The sequence below is a fragment of the Kitasatospora sp. MY 5-36 genome (genome assembly GCF_001182915.1).
Classification (GTDB): Bacteria; Actinomycetota; Actinomycetes; order Streptomycetales; family Streptomycetaceae; genus Kitasatospora.
This window is the reverse complement of the sequence record NZ_LFVW01000198.1, coordinates 1-18,263: the sequence shown is the minus strand read 5'-3', so window position 1 is coordinate 18,263 and position 18,263 is coordinate 1. Positions and strand designations below refer to the sequence as shown.

Genomic DNA, 18,263 nt, shown 5'->3' with positions numbered 1-18,263 from the left:
CGGCGCGGCGGCCCGGACACCCGATCCCCCAGGTGTCCGGACCGCCGCGCCGCCGGTGCGCGGTGCCCCGGGTCAGCCCGCGAGGGTGCGGGCCAGGGCGTCGAGGCCGTCGGCGTAGATGCCGGTGAACAGGTCGACGACCTCCTGCTCGGTGGCGTTGACGGGGTTGAAGCGGCCGGACCACTGGACCTCGGCGAGGTCGGCGCGGCCGGGGACGGCGTGGACGCGGAGGGTGGAGACGTAGCCGTCGACCGGGAACGGGGCCTGGAGGATGGCGTAGCTGTACTGCCGCTCGGTCTCGTTGAAGTCGACGAGGCGCTCGACGATGACGTCGCCCTCGGGGTTCTTCAGGCTGCGCACGCGGCCGCCCTCGGAGGCGGTGCTCTCGGGGATGTAGGGCAGCCAGTCGGGCAGGGCGTCGAAGCCGCCGATGAGGCTCCAGACCTTCTCGGGGGTGGCGGGGACGGTACGGCTGACGGAGGTGGAGGCCATGGTCGTTTCTCCTGTCACTGCGGTGGGGTGTGCGGGTCGTCAGGCGTTGTTCGGCAGCGGGGCGGCCGGGCTGACCAGGCCGGCGGCGCGCAGCTCCTGCCAGAACGCGGCCGGGACGGTCTCGTTGAGGGCGGCGACGTCCTCGGCGATGCGGCCGGGCTTGGTGGCGCCGGGGACGGCGGCGGCGGTCACCGGGTGGGCGAGGGAGAACTGCAGGGCGGCGGCCTTGATGGAGACGCCGTGCTTCCCGGCCAGGGCCTTGAGCTCGGTGACGCGCTCGATGATGTGGGCGGGGGCCTGCTGGTACTCGAAGTGGGCGCCGCCGGCGAGGATCCCGGAGCTGTAGGGGCCGCCGACGACCATGTCGACGCCCTGCTCCTGCGCCATCGGCAGCAGCCGCTGGAGGGCGTGGTCGTGGTCGAGCAGGGTGTAGCGGCCGGCGAGGAGGAAGCCGTCGGGCTGCGGCTCGTCCAGGGCGAGGGTCAGCTCGATCGGCTCGGTCTTGTTGACGCCCAGGCCCCAGGCCTTGATGACGCCCTCGTCGCGCAGGCGGGACAGGACGCGGAAGGCGCCGGTGCGGGCCTCCTCGAACTTGGCGAGCCACTGGTCGCCGTGGAAGTCCTGGGCGATGTCGTGGACCCAGACGATGTCCAGGCGGTCGGTGCCCAGGCGCTTGAGGCTGTCCTCGACGGAGCGCTCGGCGGCCTCGGCGGTCCACACGTGGAGCATCTTGTTCGGGTTGCCGTGCTCGAAGAGGCCGCCCTTCTCGCCGAGGTCGCGGGCGCCCTCCTCCAGCTCGTCGAGGATGACGCGGCCGACCTTGGTGGACAGGATGTACTCGTCGCGCGGCTTGGTGGACAGCACCTCGCCCAGGCGCTCCTCGGAGAGGCCGGCGCCGTAGAAGGGGGCGGTGTCGAAGTAGCGGACGCCCTGGTCCCAGGCGGCTTCGACGGTGGCCAGGGCCTCGGCGTCGGGGATCGCGCGGAACATGTTGCCGAGCGGGGCGGTGCCGAAGCCGAGCTTGCCGGGGAGGATGTTCTTCAGGGACATGTCACTGCCTTTGCGGAGCGGGCGGGCGTCATGGGGGGACCCGCCGGGGGTTGCGTCCGCACCGAAGGATTAGTGCAAACGCGCCTTACATGCAGGAACAATAGTTGCATACGCGTGGCAATGCAAGGGGTGGGCCGATCCCGCCGTCTACGGCCGCGGGCGGGGGTGGGGCCCGGTGCCCCTCCCCCGCCCGCGCCGCCGCCCAGGTCAGGAGGCGGTGAAGGAGACCTGGTCGACGGTCCAGAAGGCGCTGTTGGTGCCGGTGTAGCGGAACTGGAAGCGGGCGGTGGTGGCGCCGGCGGGGACGGTGACGGGGAGGTTCTCGACGGTGTTGAGGTCGCTGCGGTAGGACTTCACCAGCTGCGGGGCGCCGTTGTCGAAGACCACGTAGACGTCGCCGGTCTGCGGCCCGTCGACCTTGTAGTTCGTGGCGAAGGACAGCACGCCGCGGCTCGCGCCGGAGACCGGGTAGGCGGGGCCGACCAGGGTGGAGTCGAACTGGCCGGCGCCGTGCGCCTTGTCGTCCCACTCGTCGGAGTCGGCGACGGCGAACACGTTGCGGGCGCGCACGTTGGTCTCGCGGGACTGGCCGAGCTGGGCGGCCGTCCAGAACTCGTCGGTGGCGAAGGTCCAGCCGCGCCACTCGGTGACGCCGCCGCTGGGCATGCGGGAGTTGTCGATGCTCCAGCCGGCCGGCGGGGTGTGGGTCCAGCCCTTCACGCCGGCCGGGATGCCGCTCTCGTCGGCGCGGGCCTGAAGGCTCGGGCGCAGCGCGTCGAAGGCGTCGGGGGCGATCTCGTCGATCGGGCGGCCGTCGAGCTTCCAGGCGGGGTCGAGGGCGACGCCCTCGTGCTTGAGAACGGTGGGGGCGATGTCGACGGGCTTGACGTCGTAGCGGCGGGAGCCGGGGGCGTAGCCGGTGCCGTTGGCGATCAGGAAGGTCTGGCGCTCGTTGGCGCTGTTGCCGCCGTGGCCGCCGGCGTCGGTGTGGCCGTGGTCGGTGGTGACGACGACCAGCCAGTCCTCCGAGGCGTACGTGGGCCGGGACTTGACGGCCTGGAGGACCTGGCCGACCAGGGCGTCGGCGGAGTGGAGGGCGGCCGCGTACTCGGGGCTGGTGCCGCCGTGGTTGTGGCCGGCCTCGTCGACCTGGTCGAAGTGCAGGAAGGTGGTGTCGGGGTTGCCGTGGGCGAGGTAGTCGACGGCGTCGGCGGCGGTCTTGGTGTCGTTCTCGCTCTCCTGGAGGCGCAGGTCGGCGCGGCCGTTGAAGACGTTGCCGGCGATGGGGTTCCAGGAGCCGATCACCAGGGTGGAGGTGGTGGGGTCGGCGTTCTCCAGGCGGGTGGCGAAGTCGGGGAACAGGTCGAAGCGGGAGCCGGTGAAGCTGTTGTCCTTCACCTGGTGCTTGTCGGGCCACGCGCCGGTGGCGATGGTCGACCAGCCGGGGCCGGAGAGGGTGGGGGCCAGCGGGTTGGCGTAGAGGTTGCTGGTGGCGGTCATGCCGCCGGCCATCAGGGCCTTGAGGGCGGGGGCGTCGGCGGTGAGCAGCTTGTCGTAGCGGGTGCCGTCGACGCCGATGACCAGGGTCTTGGCCTGCTTGGTGCCGTTCGGCAGGCCCTGGTACGGACCGGCGGCGGCCCCGGTGGTGGCCCCGGTCGCGGCGGGGGCGGCGGCCGTGGCGGCGGTGGTCGGTGCGATCAGCGCGGCGGCGGTGGCGGCGAGGGCCGTGGCGGCGGCGAGGGCGGCGGTGCGGGAGGTGCGCATCGAGGGCTCCCAACTGGTCGTCAGTGCGGTGCAGTTGCACCGGGAGTGAGGATGCGCCGGGCGGGCGAGGACGGGCCCTCGCCGGATCCACGGTTGTATGAACAACCGCGGAAATTCAGACCAGACCCGTTACGCTTCCGTGATCATCGACCCCGGGGAGCCGGGCACGGCCCGTACGGCCCGGTGCGGCCCGGGCGGCGCTCGGTAGGCTTGCGCGGTGAACCACCCCATCTCCCGGGCCGGCCCCGAAGCGGCCCGCGCCGGCGTCCCCGAGCACGGCCGGGTGCCCAAGTACTACCTGGTCAAGGCGCGACTGGAGGAGCTGGTCGCCGAGCTCGGCCCGGGCGGGCGGCTGCCCACCGAGGCCGATCTGGCGCAGCGTCACGGCGTCGCCCGGGCCACCGTGCGCCAGGCGCTGCGCGAGCTGCTGCTGGAGGGCCGGCTGCGCCGGCAGGGCCGGGGCACGGTCGTGGCCGGGCCGAAGATCGAGCAGCCGCTGTCCCTGAGCAGCTACACCGAGGGCGTCTCGCGCCAGGGCCTGCGCCCCGGGCGCACCCTGATCGGCCTGGACCGGCTGCCCGCCGACGCGGCGGTGGCCCGGCTGCTGGAGGTCCCCGAGGGTGAGCCGCTGTGGCACCTGGAGCGGGTGCTGCGCGCGGACGAGGAGCGCGTCGGGCTGGAGTCCACGTACGTGCCGGTGGCCCGGGTGCCCGCGCTGGACCGGGACTTCGACCCCGAGGGGTCCTTCTACGGCTACCTGCGCGAGCACGGGGTGCGCCTGGGCGCCGCCGAGGAGCGGATCGAGACGGTGCTGGCCACCCCGCGCGAGGCGCTGCTGATCGGCACCCCGCCGGCGCTGCCGATGCTGCTGCTGCACCGCCACAGTCTGGACGCCGCCGGGCGCCCGCTGGAGCAGGTGCGCTCCCTGTACCGCGGCGACCGGTTCAGCTTCACCCTCGCCCTCGGCGCCCCGGACGGCGCGGACGGCCCCCTCGGCGCCCCGGACGGCGCGGGCACCCCGGACGCCCCGGACTGCGCCCCGCAGGAGCACTGACCGTCCCGCGATCACACCCGTACCCGGGCACGGCGCACCCGGCCCCACCTTGTAGGTTTCGGTGTCACCGGCTGCGAGGGGCCGGTGACACCTGGTGGGGAAGGGGAGCCCGACCGGGCAGGGAAGGGGACGGACCCCGGACGGGAAGGGCGGACAGTGGCGACGAGCACGGCGAGCGTGTTCCGCGGTGAGGGCGTACCCGAGAGGGAACGGTTCGAGTGCTGGCGGGAGTTGGTCGGCCGCACCCGGGACAGCGAGGTGACCAGCGACCACTGCGACGACTTCCGGGCGGAGATGCGGCGCCTGGAGCTCGGGCCGGTGACCCTCCTGCGGACCTCCTTCCCGCCGACCCGCTTCCAGCGCACCGAGCGCCGGGTGCGCCGCTCGGACCTCGGGGTGTTCCACCTGACCCTGCTGCTCGACGGCGGCTTCGCCCTGACCCGCGACACCGAGCCCACCGAGACCTTCGGGCCCGGCAACCTCCACATGCTCGACAGCTCCCACCCCTTCGACCTGCGGGCCTTCGGCTCCCGCGCCCAGGCGCCCGCGGAGCGCCGGATCGAGGCCGTCGGCGTCGACTTCCCCACCGCCCTGCTGCCGCTGCCGCCGCACCGGGTGCACGAGCTGCTGGGCCGCGGCTTCTCCTCCCGGGAGGGCGCCTGCGCGCTGCTCTCGGAGTTCCTCGTCGGCCTCGACCGGCAGGCCGCCGCCCTGGGCCCGGTCGAGACCCCCCGGCTGGGCGGCATCGTGGTCGACCTGGTGGCCGCCTGGCTCGCCCGGGAACTGGACGCCGAGGCCGCCGTACCCGACGACACCCGGCAGCGGGCCCTGGTCGAGAACGTCCGGGCCTTCGTCGGACGCAACCTGCACGACCCGGAGCTGACCCCCGCCGTGATCGCGGCCGCCCACCACATCTCGGTCAGCTACCTGCACCGCCTGTTCACCCGGCAGTCCGGCGGCGAGACCGTCGCTGCCTTCGTCCGCCGCCGCCGGCTGGAGCGGGCCCGCCGCGACCTGGCCGACCCCGCGCTGCGCGACCTGCCCGTCCACGCCGTCGCGACCCGCTGCGGCCTGCCCCGCGCCGCCGAGTTCAGCCGCGCCTTCAAGACCGCGTACGGCCTCTCCCCCAGCGAGCACCGCCGGCAGGCCCTGGCCGGGGGCGCCGGCGGTTAGCCGCACGGGCGGCACGGGCTCGCCGACGGGGCGGGCTGTCGGGGCATCCGGGACCACCACGGCGGGATGCACCGTGACCAACATGTGTCACGACACATGTGTCGTGTAACCTATCTGGTATGAGCACTGCACGGAGAACCCCGACCCTCGTCTTCATCCCCTGCTTCTCCGGCGCCCCGTGGAGCGCCGAGCAGCTCGCCCCCTACGGCGAGGCGCCCACGCGCACGCTGCGCCTGCCCGAGGGCGTCGACGACATGGAGCGCTACGCCGACCACGTCGAGAACGCGGTCGCGGACCTCGACGACTACGTGCTGGTCGGCGACTCGTTCGGCGCGGTCATCGCGCTCGCGCTCGCCACCCGCCGTCCGCGGGGCCTGCGCGCCCTGGTCCTGTCCGGCGGGTTCGCGGCCGACCCGGTCGACTCCAAGCCGTGGAAGGCCCTGATGCGGGCGATCGGCAGGGCCCGCGGCCCGCTCTACCGGCAGCTGACGCTGCGGGCCCACGCCCACCGCCTCGCCTCCCCGTTCGACGGCGAGGGCCAGGTGCCCTGGAACGAGGCGCGCAGCCGCGAACTGTTCCTCGCCAACACCCCGGCCGCGTCCTTCGGCGCGCGGGTGCGGGCCGCCACGACCGCCGACTACGTCGACGCGCTCGGCCGGGTCGAGGTCCCGACCCTGCTCCTGACCCCCTCGCACGACGTGCTGATCGGCGAGAACGCCTCGAAGGTCATGCTCGCCGGCATCCCCGACGCCCGGGAGGTCGTGCTGCCGCGCACCGGCCACATGTTCCGCTTCTCCCACCCGGTAACCTACGCCGCCGCGGTCGAGGACTTCCTGGCCGCCCCGTAGACCACCCGAGAGGACATCGATGCGCAAGGCCGAGCACCTGCGGTTCGCGATCCTGGCAGCCCAGCGCGAAGGCAACCGGCTGCTGATCCAGGCCCTCAAACCCCACGGCATCACCCCCTCGCAGGCCGAGGTGCTGCGCCTGCTCCAGCAGCACGGCACCCTGAGCCTCAACGGGCTCGGGCAGCTCCTGGTGTGCGAGAGCGGCACCAACCCCAGCCGGCTGGTCGAGCGCGTGGTCGCGGCCGGGCTGGTCGAGCGCCGCGCCGACGCCGAGGACCGCCGCTACGTCCAGCTCAGCCTCACCCCCGAGGGCGCGCGCCTGGCCACCGAGGTCGCCGGGATCGAGGAGTCCCTCTACGCCGCGATGGACGCCGCCTGCGAGGGCCTGGACACCGACGCGATGCTGCGGTTCCTGCACAACTTCATCGACCCCCTCCCCTCGGGCGAGGCCCTCAACAAGCGCCTCGCCCTCGACTGACACCCGTCCTCGAAGCGTACGGGCGCGAGAACCCCGCACCGCGAGCACCCGGCGCGCACGGACGGGCCGGAAGGCCGCACCTGTCCACCCAGTGCCAAGGACTGTCGACTCGGTGCCAACACGGCGGGGGTGTCCCCCTGGCATCCTCCACGAGTGAACACCGCGCGGCGGAACATATCGTTCCGTTTCCGCGCCGACGGCCCGGCACGCCACGGGGGAGCGTGCCGGGCCGTCCTTTTCGCACCGGGCGGTCAGCGGGGTGTCGGCTGGGCGGCGGTGTCCTCCCTGGCCCAGGCGCCGGCGCCGAGGCGTCCGGTGGTGCCGAGGTCGAGTTCCGGGACGACCATCACGGGGGCCGCGTCGGCGGTGGCGCGCACCCGGACGTAGGGGGCGTTCTGCGGGTCCCCGGCGCCGGCCTCGGTGGTGTTGCGCCACACCAGGGTGGCGCGGGCGCCCTCCCCCGGGCCGAGGGCGATCTTCTGCGGCGGGTTGTCGGCGCCGGTGCCGGAGGCGATCTCGGCGCCGCCGCGCAGGATCCGCACGCCGTCGAGGGGCTTGTGGTCGGGGTCGAGCGGCTGCACCTGCGGGTAGCCGTCGAGGGTGACGGTGGCCGTCCCACAGTTGCGCAGGTGCAGGCCGACCGCGCGCAGGCCCATCGCGGCGCTGCCCTCGTCGGCGTACAGCCGCAGGCCGGAGGGCGGGCAAGGGCCGCCGGCACTGGGCGCCTCGGCGGTGGGCACGCTGCGGACCTTGAGGAGCTCCGGCTTCGGCGGGCGGGGGTTGTCGGCCTGCCCCACGGTGGGGGCGCCCGGACGGGAGCCCGACCCGGTCGCGCCGGGCGCCGCCAGGTCGATCCGCCCCTTCTCGGTGGCGCCGGGGGCGAGCCCGGTGACGGTCCGGGTGAGGTTCCCTCCCCCGCCCGGGCCGCCGCCCGGGTCGCCGAACACCGCCGCGCCCCGGTCCGGATCGGGCCCGTTGAACACCACGGTGTAGTCGTACGGTTCGGTGTTCGGGTTGGTCACCTCGTACTCGAAGCAGGTGCGGCCGACGGCGGTGATCCGCGCCCCGCCCTGGGCGAGCGCGGTCGGCTGCGGCATGCCGGGCGCGCTCGGCGGCGGGCTGCCGCACGGCCGGGGATCGCCGGAGCCCTCCGGGCCACCGCCGGAGGCCGCGGTCGTCGCGGTACCGCAGCCCGCGAGCAGCAGGGCGGCGGTGGCGACGGCGGCCACGGCGGATGCGGAGGCGGCGGGATGCCGGGCCGTCAACGGGCGGCGGGGCGGGGAGGATTGGCGCATCGGACGAGTCGATCACGCCCCGTACCGGACGGCAGTGAGCTGCGCCACGTCGCGGGCAACAGTCCTGCCACGGTCCGCGCCTCCCGGCGGACGGCACCGGGCCCCGGCCGCGCCTCCGGCCGTGTCTCCGGCAGGACCGCTCCTGCTTCCCCCGGGATTTCTCCGCCCCCCGGCTCCCGGCGCAATCCCCATGACAAGATCAGGAAGCCTGACACCCTTCACACGCCACCCCGCTCACCGGCCCCGACCCCTGTGGCCCGGGCGAGCGGTCGTCAGAGATCGGAGGACCCGCGAGGTGTCCGCAGCACCGGAGTTCCGCGGCTTCGACCTGGTCCGGCGCGGCTACGACCGCGAGCAGGTCGACCACTACCTCAGGGCCCTGTCCGGGGCCGTTTCACTGCCGCCCGTGCCGGCGTTCCAGATCAGGTGGCGGGGCTACGACCGCGACCAGGTCGACGCGCGCATCGCGGACCTCCTGCGCGGCCGGGGCGGCAGGGCGTGACCCACGTGGGCCCTTGCACGGGAAGTCGGACCGGCCGACTTCCCGTACCGGCTCCGGCCTTCGAGGCCCGCCCCTAACCGGCGGCGCCGTCCTGCGCGATGACGGCCTGGGCCCGCTGCGTCCGCGCGCTCAGCTGCTGGGCGAAGCTCCGCAGGGAGTCGGCGTTCCTCGCGATGTACTGGTTGTCGTAGGCGGTCTCCACCGCGACGAGCCGGCCGACCGTGTTCAGGGAGATCTTGCAGGCGATGTCGGCCTCGGCCGTCGGCACCTCCTCGGGGCTGCGCGGGGGCGGCGTCCCGGCGGCGGGGGTGGTGCCCGCCGCGGGGGTGGCGCCCGCCGCGCCCCACCTGCGGTCGCTGTAGGCGTCCGCCGGGTTGGCGTAGCTGTAGCCCTTCCCCTTCATGCACGCGCTCCACTGCGCGTACGCGGCGGTCAGGCGCGGGTCGGTGAGGGGGATCCGGGGGCCCTTGTCGGGCAGGCCCTGCGCGGTGCCCGGCACCGGCGGCGGCCCGCCGAGCGCGTCCGCGCCGGCCTGCCAGCAGCCGCCCTTGGGCACCGGCCTGCCGTTGAAGCTCGTGACCGGCTTCCCCGAGGGGTCCGCTCCGTAGAGCACCGAGGTGACGTCCGGGGAGAGGGTGGAATCGGGGATGACCTGGTTGCGGTCGTACCCCTTCTCGGCCGCCTTCGCCGGGGCGAAGTACCCGTAGAGCTGGGTCCGTTCCCGGGCCGCCGTCGCCGCCTGGGTGAAGGCGTCGTAGCTCTCCTCCGGGGCCTGGAGGCCGAAGTCCTTCATGCAGCGGGCCGTGACGAGGTGCGAGGCCCGACTGATCGTCACGGCCTGTTCGGCGGTCGGCTTGTAGCCGTCGAGGGGAAGGGTGATCTGCTCCGGCCGGTCGATGACCGGCACCTGCCCTGTCGGCGGCGGGCCGGAATTCGCCTGGCCTCCACCGGAACAGGCGGAAAGGGAACTCACGGCCACGGCCAGAACGGTGAGCGCGAACGGGGCGCGTCCCCGCGGTGGCATCGGCATCGGAATTCTTCTCCTCCCTGGAGAAACGCGGAGAAAAGCGGGCGGCGGGCATCCGAGGACGCCCGCCGCCGCCGGCGGAATCACACGATCTGCACTTCGGAAACGTGCGCGCTGGTGAAGCTGAGGCTTCCGCCGGCGTAGAGGTTGTAGTTCGAGCCGTTCGCCGTGATGATGCCGTTGTTCCACTGCGAGGTCACCAGGTTCACGCCGTCGACGTTGGGGTAGATGGCCCCCACGCTGCCCGCGTAGCAGAGCTGCCAGCCCGACATCCACAGCTCGATGCCGTAGGCCTTCGCCCCGCCGCCGGGGCACTGCACGGGGCCGATGGCGCTGGCGGGCGAGGCGGCGACGACGCCTCCGCCGACCACGGTGGCGGCGGCGATTGTCACCGCGGCGATTCGCTTGCTGATGCGAAGATTCATGAAAGTACCGCTCTCCCTGTCCCATTCGACTGACGGATCGTTGCGACCTGGCGATGCGAAATGACCGGCCCGCGCCGGGCCGATTCCCCGGCCCTCGCGGCCCCGTATCGCCGACAACGGAAGAGAGTGTCACTCGCCGCCGGGATCGACCAGCCCTTGCCGATGGCCGACGGAATAAAGCGGACAAAGGTGCCCTCGGGGGCGGCGTGAAGGAATCCCGAAGACGATCGTCCGATTCGCTTCTGCCTGCGGATATGCCGGGAATTCACGGCCGGCGGAAACAGGTTGATGTACGTACATCGTCAAGCGGCCTTCGGGCCGCCCTCCGGCCGCTGTCTAGCGCAGGAGCCGCAGGGCGAGGACGTCGCAGCGGACCGGGCTCACCCGGGGCCCTTCTCCTCCACGTCCCGGTGCCGGGTGTCGAGCTCGCACTCCTTCTGTCCGACGACCCTGTCGCCCCGGGAAGGTGCTCCCCCGCACCGGCGGGGCCGGGCGCGTCGGCCGCCCAGCGCCCACCTATGCCAGTCCCGCCGAAGACCACTCGACCGGCGGAATCCGGCGCGCAGCGCCGGTCGGCCCCTCGTGAGACTGGGAGCGCAGTCGCCTCGCGGCCGATCGGTCCGCACACGTCCGGCCTGCTGTCCGGTGGGGAGCACAGGGAGCCCGGAGCCTCGGACGGGCCTCGCAGCCGCCTCAGCCCTCTTGGGAGTGAGCCCCATGCGAACCTCTGCGTTCTCCGACGACGGACCCGGCGGACCCGACCGCCTCGGCGACACCCGCGACACCCGAGCGGCCGGCGAACCGCCCGCCGGGGCGGCCGGCCGGTGCCGCCCGGCGGTGACGGCCGTCCGGGGCGGCCTGGTGTGGTTCCGCGACGACCCGTTCCTGACGCCCGAGGGCGAGGACGACGAGGACGCGCTCGTCTACGTGGAGGACGGGCTGCTGGTCTGCGAGGACGGGAAGATCGTCGCGGCCGGGGACTACGGCGACCTCGTGCGCGGCCTCCCACCCGACACGAAGATCGTCCACTACCGCGACAAGCTGATCCTCCCGGGCCTCGTCAGCACCCACGTCCACTACGTGCAGACCCGGATCATCGCCGCCTACGGCAACCAACTGCTGGACTGGCTCAAAGCGGACGTCTTCCCGGAGGAGGCCCGGTTCTCCGACCCGGACTACGCCCGCGCTGTCGCGGCCCTGTTCTGCGACGAGCTGCTGCGCAACGGCACGACCACGGCCCTGGTCAACTGCGCCACCTACCCGGAGTCGGTCGACGCGCTGTTCGCGGAGAGCGTCGGTCGCGGGATGCGGCTCGCGGCCGGCAAGGTGCTGATGGACAGCGAGGAGTGCGCGGCCCCGCCCGAACTGCTCGACGCCTCCCCCGAGGTGGGCTACGAGCAGTCCAGGGAGCTGATCGAACGGTGGCACGGGGTCGGCCGCAGCATCTACGCCGTCACCCCGCGGTTCGCCGTCGCCTGCACCCCCGGGATGCTGCGCGCGGCCGGGGAGCTCTGGCGGGAGTACCCCGGCACGCTCCTGCAGACCCACCTGGCGGAGAACCAGGTCGAGGTGGCGAAGGTCCACCAGCTGTTCCCGGAGTGCGAGGACTACGTCGACGTCTACGAGACGTACGGCCTGCTCGGCCCCGGCGCGGTCTTCGCCCACGCCGTGCACCTGTCCGAGCGCGAGTGGAAGCGCCTGTACGAGACCGGCAGCGGCGTCGCGCACTGCCCGACGTCCAACCTCTTCCTGGGCTCCGGCCTGTTCGACATGCCCCGCGCCACCGACCCCCTCCGGCGGGTACTGGTCGGACTCGGCTCCGACGTCGGCGGCGGCACCAGCCTCTCCCTGCTCCAGACCGCGGGCGAGGCCTACAAGGTCGGCGCCCTGCGGGACTTCCCGATGACCGGGGTCAAGCTGTTCTACCTGGCGACCGTCGGCTCGGCCTCGGCGATGCGCCTCGACCACCTCGTCGGCTCGCTGGAACCGGGGCACGAGGCCGACTTCATCGTCCTCGACCCGGACGCCACCCCGCTGCTCTCCGCCCGCACCTCCAACGCCGGCTCCCTCGGCGAACTCCTGTTCACCTTCGCGCTGATGGGGGACGACCGCGCCGTCCTGGCCACCTACCTCAACGGCCGGATCGCCCACGAGCGGGACGCCGACGACGCGCCCACCGGGTCCGGGCGCGAGCCCGTCCGCCGGTTCGACGCCGGCGGGGGGAAGCGGTGGCAACGGACCTCTGAGCGCAACTACATGCGGTGGACGGTCTACGACCCCGAGACCGGCTGGTCGAAGGAGCGGGGCACCACCATCAGCGTCCCCTTCGGTCCCGGCATCGACGTGTACAAGGACTCGCTCTGGTCCCTCGGCACGGGCGGCTGGAAACCCTTCCAGATGATGTGCAACCGCTACCAGAAGGAGGATGACACCTGGTACACCAGGCTCTTCGTCAACGACGTCGAGGGCGACTACGTGCTCGCGTCCGACCAGGTCGCGGTGCAGCACGCCAACGACTTCCTGTACTGCGTGAACCACCGCACCGAGGACGACGCCCGCCTGTGGTGGACGCGCTACAACTCGGAGGGCCCCGAGCATGGTTGGTCCCCGCACCGGCCGGTGGAGGACGACCGGGACGTCGCGGTCCGGTCGACCAACCCGGCCGCGACCAGCGTCTACGACGGCCTCCTGTACTGCGTGCACGACGACGAGGACGGCTTCCTGCGGTGGATCACCCACGACACCGCCACCGCGACCTGGGGCACCGACCGGCTGGTCCCCGGCGACATCGAGGTCGCCCGGGCACCGGTCGTCGAACGCTTCAAGAACGACCTGTACTGCGTGCACGACCGCGGCGGGGACGAGCTGTACCTCATCACCTACAACAGCGCGACGGACGAGTGGAGTTCCGACGAGCCCATGGTGGACACCGACGGGAACCCGATCCGCACCGGCTACCGGCCCGCCATCGCCCGGTTCAACGACTACCTGTACTGCGTCTACTTCGTCTACGAGAACGCCTACTACGGGTCGCTCTGGTGGACCCGGCTCCACGAACTCGGCGACGAGTGGAGCGTCCCGGAACACATCCCCGACGTCTACTCGAGCTCCGGGCTCGACCTCACGCCCTACTACGGCGGCCTGTACTGCATGCACCGGTTCTGAGCTGGCCCGCGCGGCCCGTCCCCGACGATCAGCCGAGGGAGAATCCCGCGGCCTTGACCGCTGCCGCGGCCGGCCCGCCCGCGCGGGACGCGGGCGGGCCGGATCGAGGACGCGGACGGTGTCGGCGGCCTCCTCGTCCATCGCGAGCAGGCCGTCCGCCCGACCTATCAGATACTGCCGACCGCCGCGGCGCGGCGCGGGAACTCCCGGCCGGGTGCGGGCGGCAGCCCGGGCCGGGCCGGGTCGGTGGGTTCGGCGGCGGGCGCTTCGAGGGACTTCGCGTGTTTGGCCGCGTCGACGGAACCGGGGCCGTGGATGGTGAGTTCGAAGTCCTGGTGCGCCTTGGCGTCCGGCGCGAACGGCAGGCGGATCCGGCCGTCCGCGACCAGGCGGCGCACCTCGGCCCGGCTCAGGCCGAGACCGAGCTGGAGCAGCCGCTCCACCCGGACCGGTGCGGGCAGCTCGAAGCGCACCCGCACCGGGAGCGGGTTCGGGTCGTCGAGCGCGTACAGCGGCATGCGGGCCTCCAGCTCCCACGTCCCGGCCCAGTCGAGCCGGTACCGGTTCTTCGCCGCGAGCGACGCGCTCATCACCAGCTCCCGTACCGCTGCCGGGTCGTTGGTCTCGTACGCCACCAGCCGGGCCGGCTCCAGCGTCGAGACGTGGGCGCGCTCGTGGACGGGCACCTTCGAGGTCCGGTCGCACGTCGCGCAGCTCAGCAGCAGCCAGACGTCGAGCAGCTTGCCGTTCGCGTTGACGCGGATCTTCCCCGAGGCGCGGTGCCGCATGCCGGGGCAGTCCGGGCACGGCCGGACGACGGTGGGCAGGGCGGACTGACGCACGGCCCACAGGGCCTTGCGGTCGGTATTCATGTGTGTGTTGGGTGCTTTCAGGACTCAGCGGGAGGGCATGCCGAACTCACTCGGCGGCTCCCGCTCTCTGACGGATGCTCACGAGGGGCGCGACCCATCACCCCGGGGCCGGTTCGTCAGGCTCCGAGGTCGATCGCGCGACAGGTACGTACTACGTGGCAGTCATCAAAAGTCCATGCGGGAGATCATGATCGGGACGGCGGCCCCCGGCAACCGAATTTCCCCGTGCCCTCGGCCGGAGGTCGCGCGCACGGCCCCGCCCACCTCCCAACACCGTCTCCACCAGGCGGGCGGTTGGAGCTTCACCCGCCCATCCGGGCGCCCGGCGCACCCCGGGAGCAGAGGTTCGGGGGAAGACCATCCGCCAGTGGTTCGGTGGTCCCGGCCGGGCCGGGACCGCCACCAGGACTCGCGGTCCGCCGGATCGAGCCGCTTGCCCTGCTGCCAGGCGATGAACTCGGGGTCGTCCAGCGTGCAGCCGTCGCGTATCTCCGGATGCACAGCCGAGCACCGCGCCCTGGCCGACTGCTCACAAACCGCCGTTGCCACAGTCGTTGACCTCACCGTCCGACCTGGGGATGAACTGGACCATGGCCCCACTGAGCGGTGTGCATCGTGAAGTAGCAGGTCACGGGCTTGGTGTGCGTCGGCGTCGGGTTGCTCACACTGGATGTGGGCGGATGACTTCGGTGAAGATCGTCCGTCAGCGGGCGACTTCGCGGTTCGTCAGGACCAGCAGGGCCCGCACCAGTGCGGTCACCCACTTCGGGTCGGTACGGCTCCCGATACAGAACGAATCCGGAGCTTTCGCCAACTGCCGCCCCACCCCGGCCGGTGGCACTCATGCGATGAGCTTCCGCAAGGAGCCGGCCGTCCTGGCCCTGACGGTGAGACAGGTCAAGATCATGGTGCGTTTCCGGTAGCGGCGAAGGTTTCGCCCAGCCCGACCCGCTGGACTGACCTCGATTAGTAGTCCGCAGAGTCATGGGAAACGGAATGATCATCCGAGTTCTGAAATCACTCGGATGGCGCATTTCTGGCGGTCGCGACAGCACCTTGATGCGTATAAGGTACCCACAGGAACAAATACGCCAACGAACGGATATGGAAATGGCCGACGCAAACTCTTCAATCCTCGAAGGCCTCAACCCCTCGGATATTGAGATCGACTCGGAGGGGAAAATCAAGATCGGAAATGCGGACATCGCCAAGGCGGTGAGGGCGGCATCCCAGGCCCCGGACACGGCAGACGCCGACTTCAACATCGGCTGTACCAGCAACAACGGGTGTGGCAAGAAGCTGACGGCACCGGCGTGACGACCCTGAACGCCGAGGGCGGCCTCGCCGAGCGGCGGTCCGCCCTCGGCGCGGCATGCGTGCGCTCTCTTCGTGACGACCATCTTCAGCTGATCGTCCTCCCCACCGAGCAGTGCAACTTCCGGTGCACCTACTGCTACGAGGACTTCACCGTCGGACGCATGGCGCCGGCCGTCGTGGAGGGCGTCAAGCGCCTCGTCGACCGGCGCCTGGACGGCTTGAGGGACCTGCGGATCTCCTGGTTCGGTGGTGAGCCCCTCCTGGCGATCGGCGTCATCGAGGAGATCTCCGGCCATGTCGCCGAAATGGCCCGCCGTACCGCCACGACCTACGTCGGCGACATGACCACGAACGCGTACCTCCTCGACTCGGCGATGGTGCGGCGGCTGGCAGCCCTGGGGATCCGGTCCTTCCAGATCTCACTGGACGGTCCGAAGCACCTGCACGACCTGACCCGAATCCGCCGGGACGGCCGGGGCTCCTTCGATCGCCTCTGGGAGAACCTGCTGGCCATCCGTAACGGCAATGCACCCGTCCAGGTTCTCCTGAGAATCCATCTGACGCCAGAGAACCTCCATGCCATGCCAGAATTCCTCCGCCGAATCCGCAAGGATTTCCTTGACGACCGCCGCTTCTCCGTTCACCTCAAGCCCGTCGAACACCTCGGCGGCGAGAACGACGCCACCACGGCCGTACTCTCCACAAGGGAACGGGAAAGAATCCTCGCAGACCTGCAGAGTGTCCTTGGGGTGGAAGATTCCACTGCCGACCGTTCCCCGTACGTCTGCTACGCGGCGCGTCCGAATTCTCTGGTGATCCGGGCCAACGGCACGGTCGGCAAATGCACGGTCTCCCTGACCGATCCCGCCAATAATGTGGGCCGGCTGACGGAAGACGGAACCCTCGAAATCGACAACGATCGCCTGCGCCCTTGGCTGAGAGGGTGGCAGAGCGGCGACTGGGACACCCTGGGCTGCCCGGCCGACGGTTTCACCCTGGGAGAGCCGCTGCTCCAGATCGGCCTCCCGCCCAACCGGTCCGCCGAATGACCGCAGCCGCCCTTGTGTCGCGGGACTACCTGGTCGACCAGGACCGCCTGCTGCGTCCCGCTCTCGACACGTGGGCCACCGAACTGGCCGAGCAGCTGGAGTCAGCCCTTACGACCCCAGGTCGGGATGCCGGCACGCTGCATGACGCCTTCGTCCACATCAACCAGGCCGGTTTCGTGGTGGCGGCGGCGGGCGACCTGACCACTGCGGCGCGAATCTGCAAGTCCCAGCTGGCACTGGTCGCCCACCACACGGCGTCCCGCAGAGACCCGCGGCTGCTCGGCCTCGCCGTGCAACCGTGGGTGAACCTCGGCAGACTGCACGCCTTGCGCCGGCGAACCCACCGCGCCGCCCCGCATTTCCGGCTCGCCGAGGACTACGACGCGCAGCGCAGCGCGGAACTCGGCCCGTGCACCATCTCCGCGGCGGCGTGGGCCGCCATCGTCGCGGCCGAACCGTCACTCCCTCAAGTCCTGTGGAACATCCACGCCAATGAGTCGGTGAAGGCGCACCTCATGGCGAGCGACCCGGCCTCGGCGCTGCGTGTCGCCGAGCGCCTCCGTGGGATGTGTCCCGTCACGGCCCAGGTCTTTCGCACCGAAGGCGAGATCCTGGCACTCCTGCACAACGGCCAACCGGAGTCGGCCGTGGCGCTGGCCGTCGATGAGCGACCTTCGTCGTTCTACGGCGAGCTGGCCTTCCATCTTCACCAGGTGACCGGCCTGGCCATGATGGGCGAGGTCCAGCGTGCCCGGCGCTCCGCCGCGGGCCTCCTCGCGGTGCTGGCCCACGTGCGGCCGCGTCAAGAGGACGCTCCCACCCTCATGCGTCAGCTCAGGCAGCTCGGCACGCTGTCGGAGGCGCTGGAACTGCCCAGGTACGCCCTTGCAGTGAACCTGCGCGGCCTGGAGCTCTGCCGCGCATACGATGACCAGCCCCTGCGTTTCCGGTTTCTGGGCTCGTTGCTCAGCCTCGCACCCGCCCACCGCTCGGCGCCGGACTGGGAGCAGGAGCACTCGCGCCTCAGCAGCGACTCCCTCTACGCCGAGGTACGTCGTGCCGGGCGCCACGCCGACGGAGTGTCGGGCAAGCCCCCGCTGGTCCGGCTAATTGCCGCAGTGAACGCGCTCTGCTCGCGCACTGCATAGCGAGGCTGGGGGGCTTGCCTGCTCGCACCACCCTCTCAGGCACCAAGAACGGCATCAGGCCCGGGATAGTACACACGTTCGTCCAGCACCATCCTCCGGTGGGCCCGACCGTCCGTGCCGCTGCTGCCGCACGGGCTGGCATCCTTCCCACCCACCCGGTCCGTACGGTGCTCGCGTCACTGCCGCCGATCACGGAAGTCCCGGCTGCCGCCGGCCCCGGGCCTTGACGGGGTTCGCGGAGCCAGAGGGTCAGGGAAGCCAGGACGACTCCTGCTCGGTAGCGTGCGGAATCGACGGCGGCGGTCCACTCCACCCGGCTCACCGCGTCGTCACGGACCTGGACATGCTTCAGCAGCCTCGCCCACGTGCCATCGGCCTCCCAGCGGGCGAACCGCTCGTAGACGGTCTGCCACGGCCCGTACCGACTGCCCGACGATCTACACGGCGGACTGCCGCGCGTGACCAGCACGAGCACCGAGGCGCGGAATCACACCAGGCCCGTGACCTGCCGCTTCACGATGCACACCGCTCACTGGCGAAGGGCCGTCAAGGGCGTGAAGGAAGTGCCGCAGCCCCCGGCGCGTGGGCGGCGGGGGCTGGCGGG

At 72.0% G+C, this 18,263-nt stretch carries 16 protein-coding genes and 1 pseudogene; 9 read left to right on the top strand and 8 right to left on the bottom strand.

The annotated features are described in order from the left end of the window. Positions 1–72: 72 nt before the first annotated feature. From AE652_RS14625 to AE652_RS14615, 3 genes are all read right to left on the bottom strand, one after another. A complete protein-coding gene (locus AE652_RS14625) occupies positions 73–492 on the bottom strand; it encodes an SRPBCC family protein (RefSeq protein ID WP_049651791.1) in 420 nt (139 codons plus the stop codon). Between the two features lie 39 nt (positions 493–531). Further along, positions 532–1,542 (bottom strand): aldo/keto reductase, encoded by a 1,011-nt coding sequence (locus tag AE652_RS14620; protein WP_049651790.1) that lies wholly within the window; start codon positions 1,540–1,542, stop codon positions 532–534. A gap of 207 nt (positions 1,543–1,749) precedes the next feature. Beyond that, positions 1,750–3,306, bottom strand: a complete 1,557-nt coding sequence (locus AE652_RS14615) for an alkaline phosphatase family protein (protein ID WP_053112067.1) — start codon at positions 3,304–3,306, stop codon at positions 1,750–1,752. A gap of 217 nt (positions 3,307–3,523) precedes the next feature. Here AE652_RS14615 and AE652_RS14610 point away from each other — a divergent pair, with 217 nt between their 5' ends. From AE652_RS14610 to AE652_RS14595, 4 genes are all read left to right on the top strand, one after another. Further along, on the top strand, positions 3,524–4,360 hold the full coding sequence (locus AE652_RS14610) for a GntR family transcriptional regulator (RefSeq protein WP_082345729.1): 837 nt from the start codon (positions 3,524–3,526) through the stop codon (positions 4,358–4,360). Between the two features lie 156 nt (positions 4,361–4,516). After that, positions 4,517–5,533, top strand: a complete 1,017-nt coding sequence (locus tag AE652_RS14605; RefSeq protein WP_234348383.1) for a helix-turn-helix domain-containing protein — start codon at positions 4,517–4,519, stop codon at positions 5,531–5,533. 119 nt (positions 5,534–5,652) lie between these two features. Next, positions 5,653–6,381 (top strand): alpha/beta fold hydrolase, encoded by a 729-nt coding sequence (locus AE652_RS14600; RefSeq protein WP_049651788.1) that lies wholly within the window; start codon positions 5,653–5,655, stop codon positions 6,379–6,381. A gap of 19 nt (positions 6,382–6,400) precedes the next feature. Then, positions 6,401–6,859 (top strand): MarR family winged helix-turn-helix transcriptional regulator, encoded by a 459-nt coding sequence (locus AE652_RS14595; protein ID WP_049651787.1) that lies wholly within the window; start codon positions 6,401–6,403, stop codon positions 6,857–6,859. 251 nt (positions 6,860–7,110) lie between these two features. On the opposite strand, the gene AE652_RS14590 is transcribed toward AE652_RS14595, so the two are convergent. Beyond that, positions 7,111–8,154 (bottom strand): DUF4232 domain-containing protein, encoded by a 1,044-nt coding sequence (locus AE652_RS14590; protein ID WP_082345728.1) that lies wholly within the window; start codon positions 8,152–8,154, stop codon positions 7,111–7,113. A 295-nt stretch (positions 8,155–8,449) separates the two neighbouring features. On the opposite strand from AE652_RS14590, the gene AE652_RS14585 reads away from it, so the two are divergent. Further along, a complete protein-coding gene (locus AE652_RS14585; protein WP_049651785.1) occupies positions 8,450–8,656 on the top strand; it encodes a hypothetical protein in 207 nt (68 codons plus the stop codon). Between the two features lie 73 nt (positions 8,657–8,729). Here the strand turns inward: AE652_RS14585 and AE652_RS14580 are convergent, their stop codons facing one another. Further along, a complete protein-coding gene (locus AE652_RS14580; protein WP_049651784.1) occupies positions 8,730–9,563 on the bottom strand; it encodes a hypothetical protein in 834 nt (277 codons plus the stop codon). A gap of 203 nt (positions 9,564–9,766) precedes the next feature. After that, the gene (locus AE652_RS14575) at positions 9,767–10,108 is read right to left on the bottom strand and encodes a hypothetical protein (RefSeq protein WP_159028452.1); all 342 of its coding nucleotides are present in this window, start codon (positions 10,106–10,108) and stop codon (positions 9,767–9,769) included. 717 nt (positions 10,109–10,825) lie between these two features. Here AE652_RS14575 and guaD point away from each other — a divergent pair. Next, positions 10,826–13,273 carry a guanine deaminase gene (guaD, locus tag AE652_RS43460; RefSeq protein ID WP_063780158.1) on the top strand — a complete coding sequence of 816 codons (2,448 nt, stop codon included), beginning with the start codon at positions 10,826–10,828 and terminating at the stop codon, positions 13,271–13,273. A gap of 167 nt (positions 13,274–13,440) precedes the next feature. Here the strand turns inward: guaD and AE652_RS14565 are convergent, their stop codons facing one another. Continuing rightward, a complete protein-coding gene (locus AE652_RS14565) occupies positions 13,441–14,145 on the bottom strand; it encodes a DUF1062 domain-containing protein (RefSeq protein WP_049651782.1) in 705 nt (234 codons plus the stop codon). A gap of 1,110 nt (positions 14,146–15,255) precedes the next feature. On the opposite strand from AE652_RS14565, the gene AE652_RS14555 reads away from it, so the two are divergent. Genes AE652_RS14555 through AE652_RS14545 form a run of 3 tightly spaced genes read left to right on the top strand, consistent with a single transcriptional unit; the run spans position 15,256 to position 17,659 of the window. After that, on the top strand, positions 15,256–15,462 hold the full coding sequence (locus tag AE652_RS14555; RefSeq protein ID WP_159028451.1) for a hypothetical protein: 207 nt from the start codon (positions 15,256–15,258) through the stop codon (positions 15,460–15,462). Beyond that, the gene (locus AE652_RS14550; RefSeq protein ID WP_159028450.1) at positions 15,459–16,511 is read left to right on the top strand and encodes a radical SAM protein; all 1,053 of its coding nucleotides are present in this window, start codon (positions 15,459–15,461) and stop codon (positions 16,509–16,511) included. Before AE652_RS14555 ends, AE652_RS14550 begins: the two co-directional genes overlap by 4 nt. Beyond that, complete coding sequence (locus AE652_RS14545) at positions 16,508–17,659, top strand: hypothetical protein (RefSeq protein ID WP_049651779.1); 1,152 nt, start codon at positions 16,508–16,510, stop codon at positions 17,657–17,659. Before AE652_RS14550 ends, AE652_RS14545 begins: the two co-directional genes overlap by 4 nt. 271 nt (positions 17,660–17,930) lie before the next feature. Here the strand turns inward: AE652_RS14545 and AE652_RS47365 are convergent. Continuing rightward, positions 17,931–18,116 (bottom strand): annotated as a pseudogene (locus AE652_RS47365) (IS5/IS1182 family transposase); the annotation flags it as partial. Positions 18,117–18,263 lie beyond the last annotated feature (147 nt).

What these genes read in the sequence shown, in the direction of transcription:
- AE652_RS14625 (WP_049651791.1), bottom strand. Translation starts at nt 492, where the DNA reads ATGGCCTCCACCTCCGTCAGCCGTACCGTCCCCGCCACCCCCGAGAAG.
- AE652_RS14575 (WP_159028452.1), bottom strand. Translation starts at nt 10,108, where the DNA reads ATGAATCTTCGCATCAGCAAGCGAATCGCCGCGGTGACAATCGCCGCC.
- AE652_RS14600 (WP_049651788.1), top strand. Translation starts at nt 5,653, where the DNA reads ATGAGCACTGCACGGAGAACCCCGACCCTCGTCTTCATCCCCTGCTTC.
- AE652_RS14620 (WP_049651790.1), bottom strand. Translation starts at nt 1,542, where the DNA reads ATGTCCCTGAAGAACATCCTCCCCGGCAAGCTCGGCTTCGGCACCGCC.
- AE652_RS14595 (WP_049651787.1), top strand. Translation starts at nt 6,401, where the DNA reads ATGCGCAAGGCCGAGCACCTGCGGTTCGCGATCCTGGCAGCCCAGCGC.
- guaD (WP_063780158.1), top strand. Translation starts at nt 10,826, where the DNA reads ATGCGAACCTCTGCGTTCTCCGACGACGGACCCGGCGGACCCGACCGC.
- AE652_RS14555 (WP_159028451.1), top strand. Translation starts at nt 15,256, where the DNA reads ATGGCCGACGCAAACTCTTCAATCCTCGAAGGCCTCAACCCCTCGGAT.
- AE652_RS14565 (WP_049651782.1), bottom strand. Translation starts at nt 14,145, where the DNA reads ATGAATACCGACCGCAAGGCCCTGTGGGCCGTGCGTCAGTCCGCCCTG.
- AE652_RS14545 (WP_049651779.1), top strand. Translation starts at nt 16,508, where the DNA reads ATGACCGCAGCCGCCCTTGTGTCGCGGGACTACCTGGTCGACCAGGAC.
- AE652_RS14615 (WP_053112067.1), bottom strand. Translation starts at nt 3,306, where the DNA reads ATGCGCACCTCCCGCACCGCCGCCCTCGCCGCCGCCACGGCCCTCGCC.
- AE652_RS14590 (WP_082345728.1), bottom strand. Translation starts at nt 8,154, where the DNA reads ATGCGCCAATCCTCCCCGCCCCGCCGCCCGTTGACGGCCCGGCATCCC.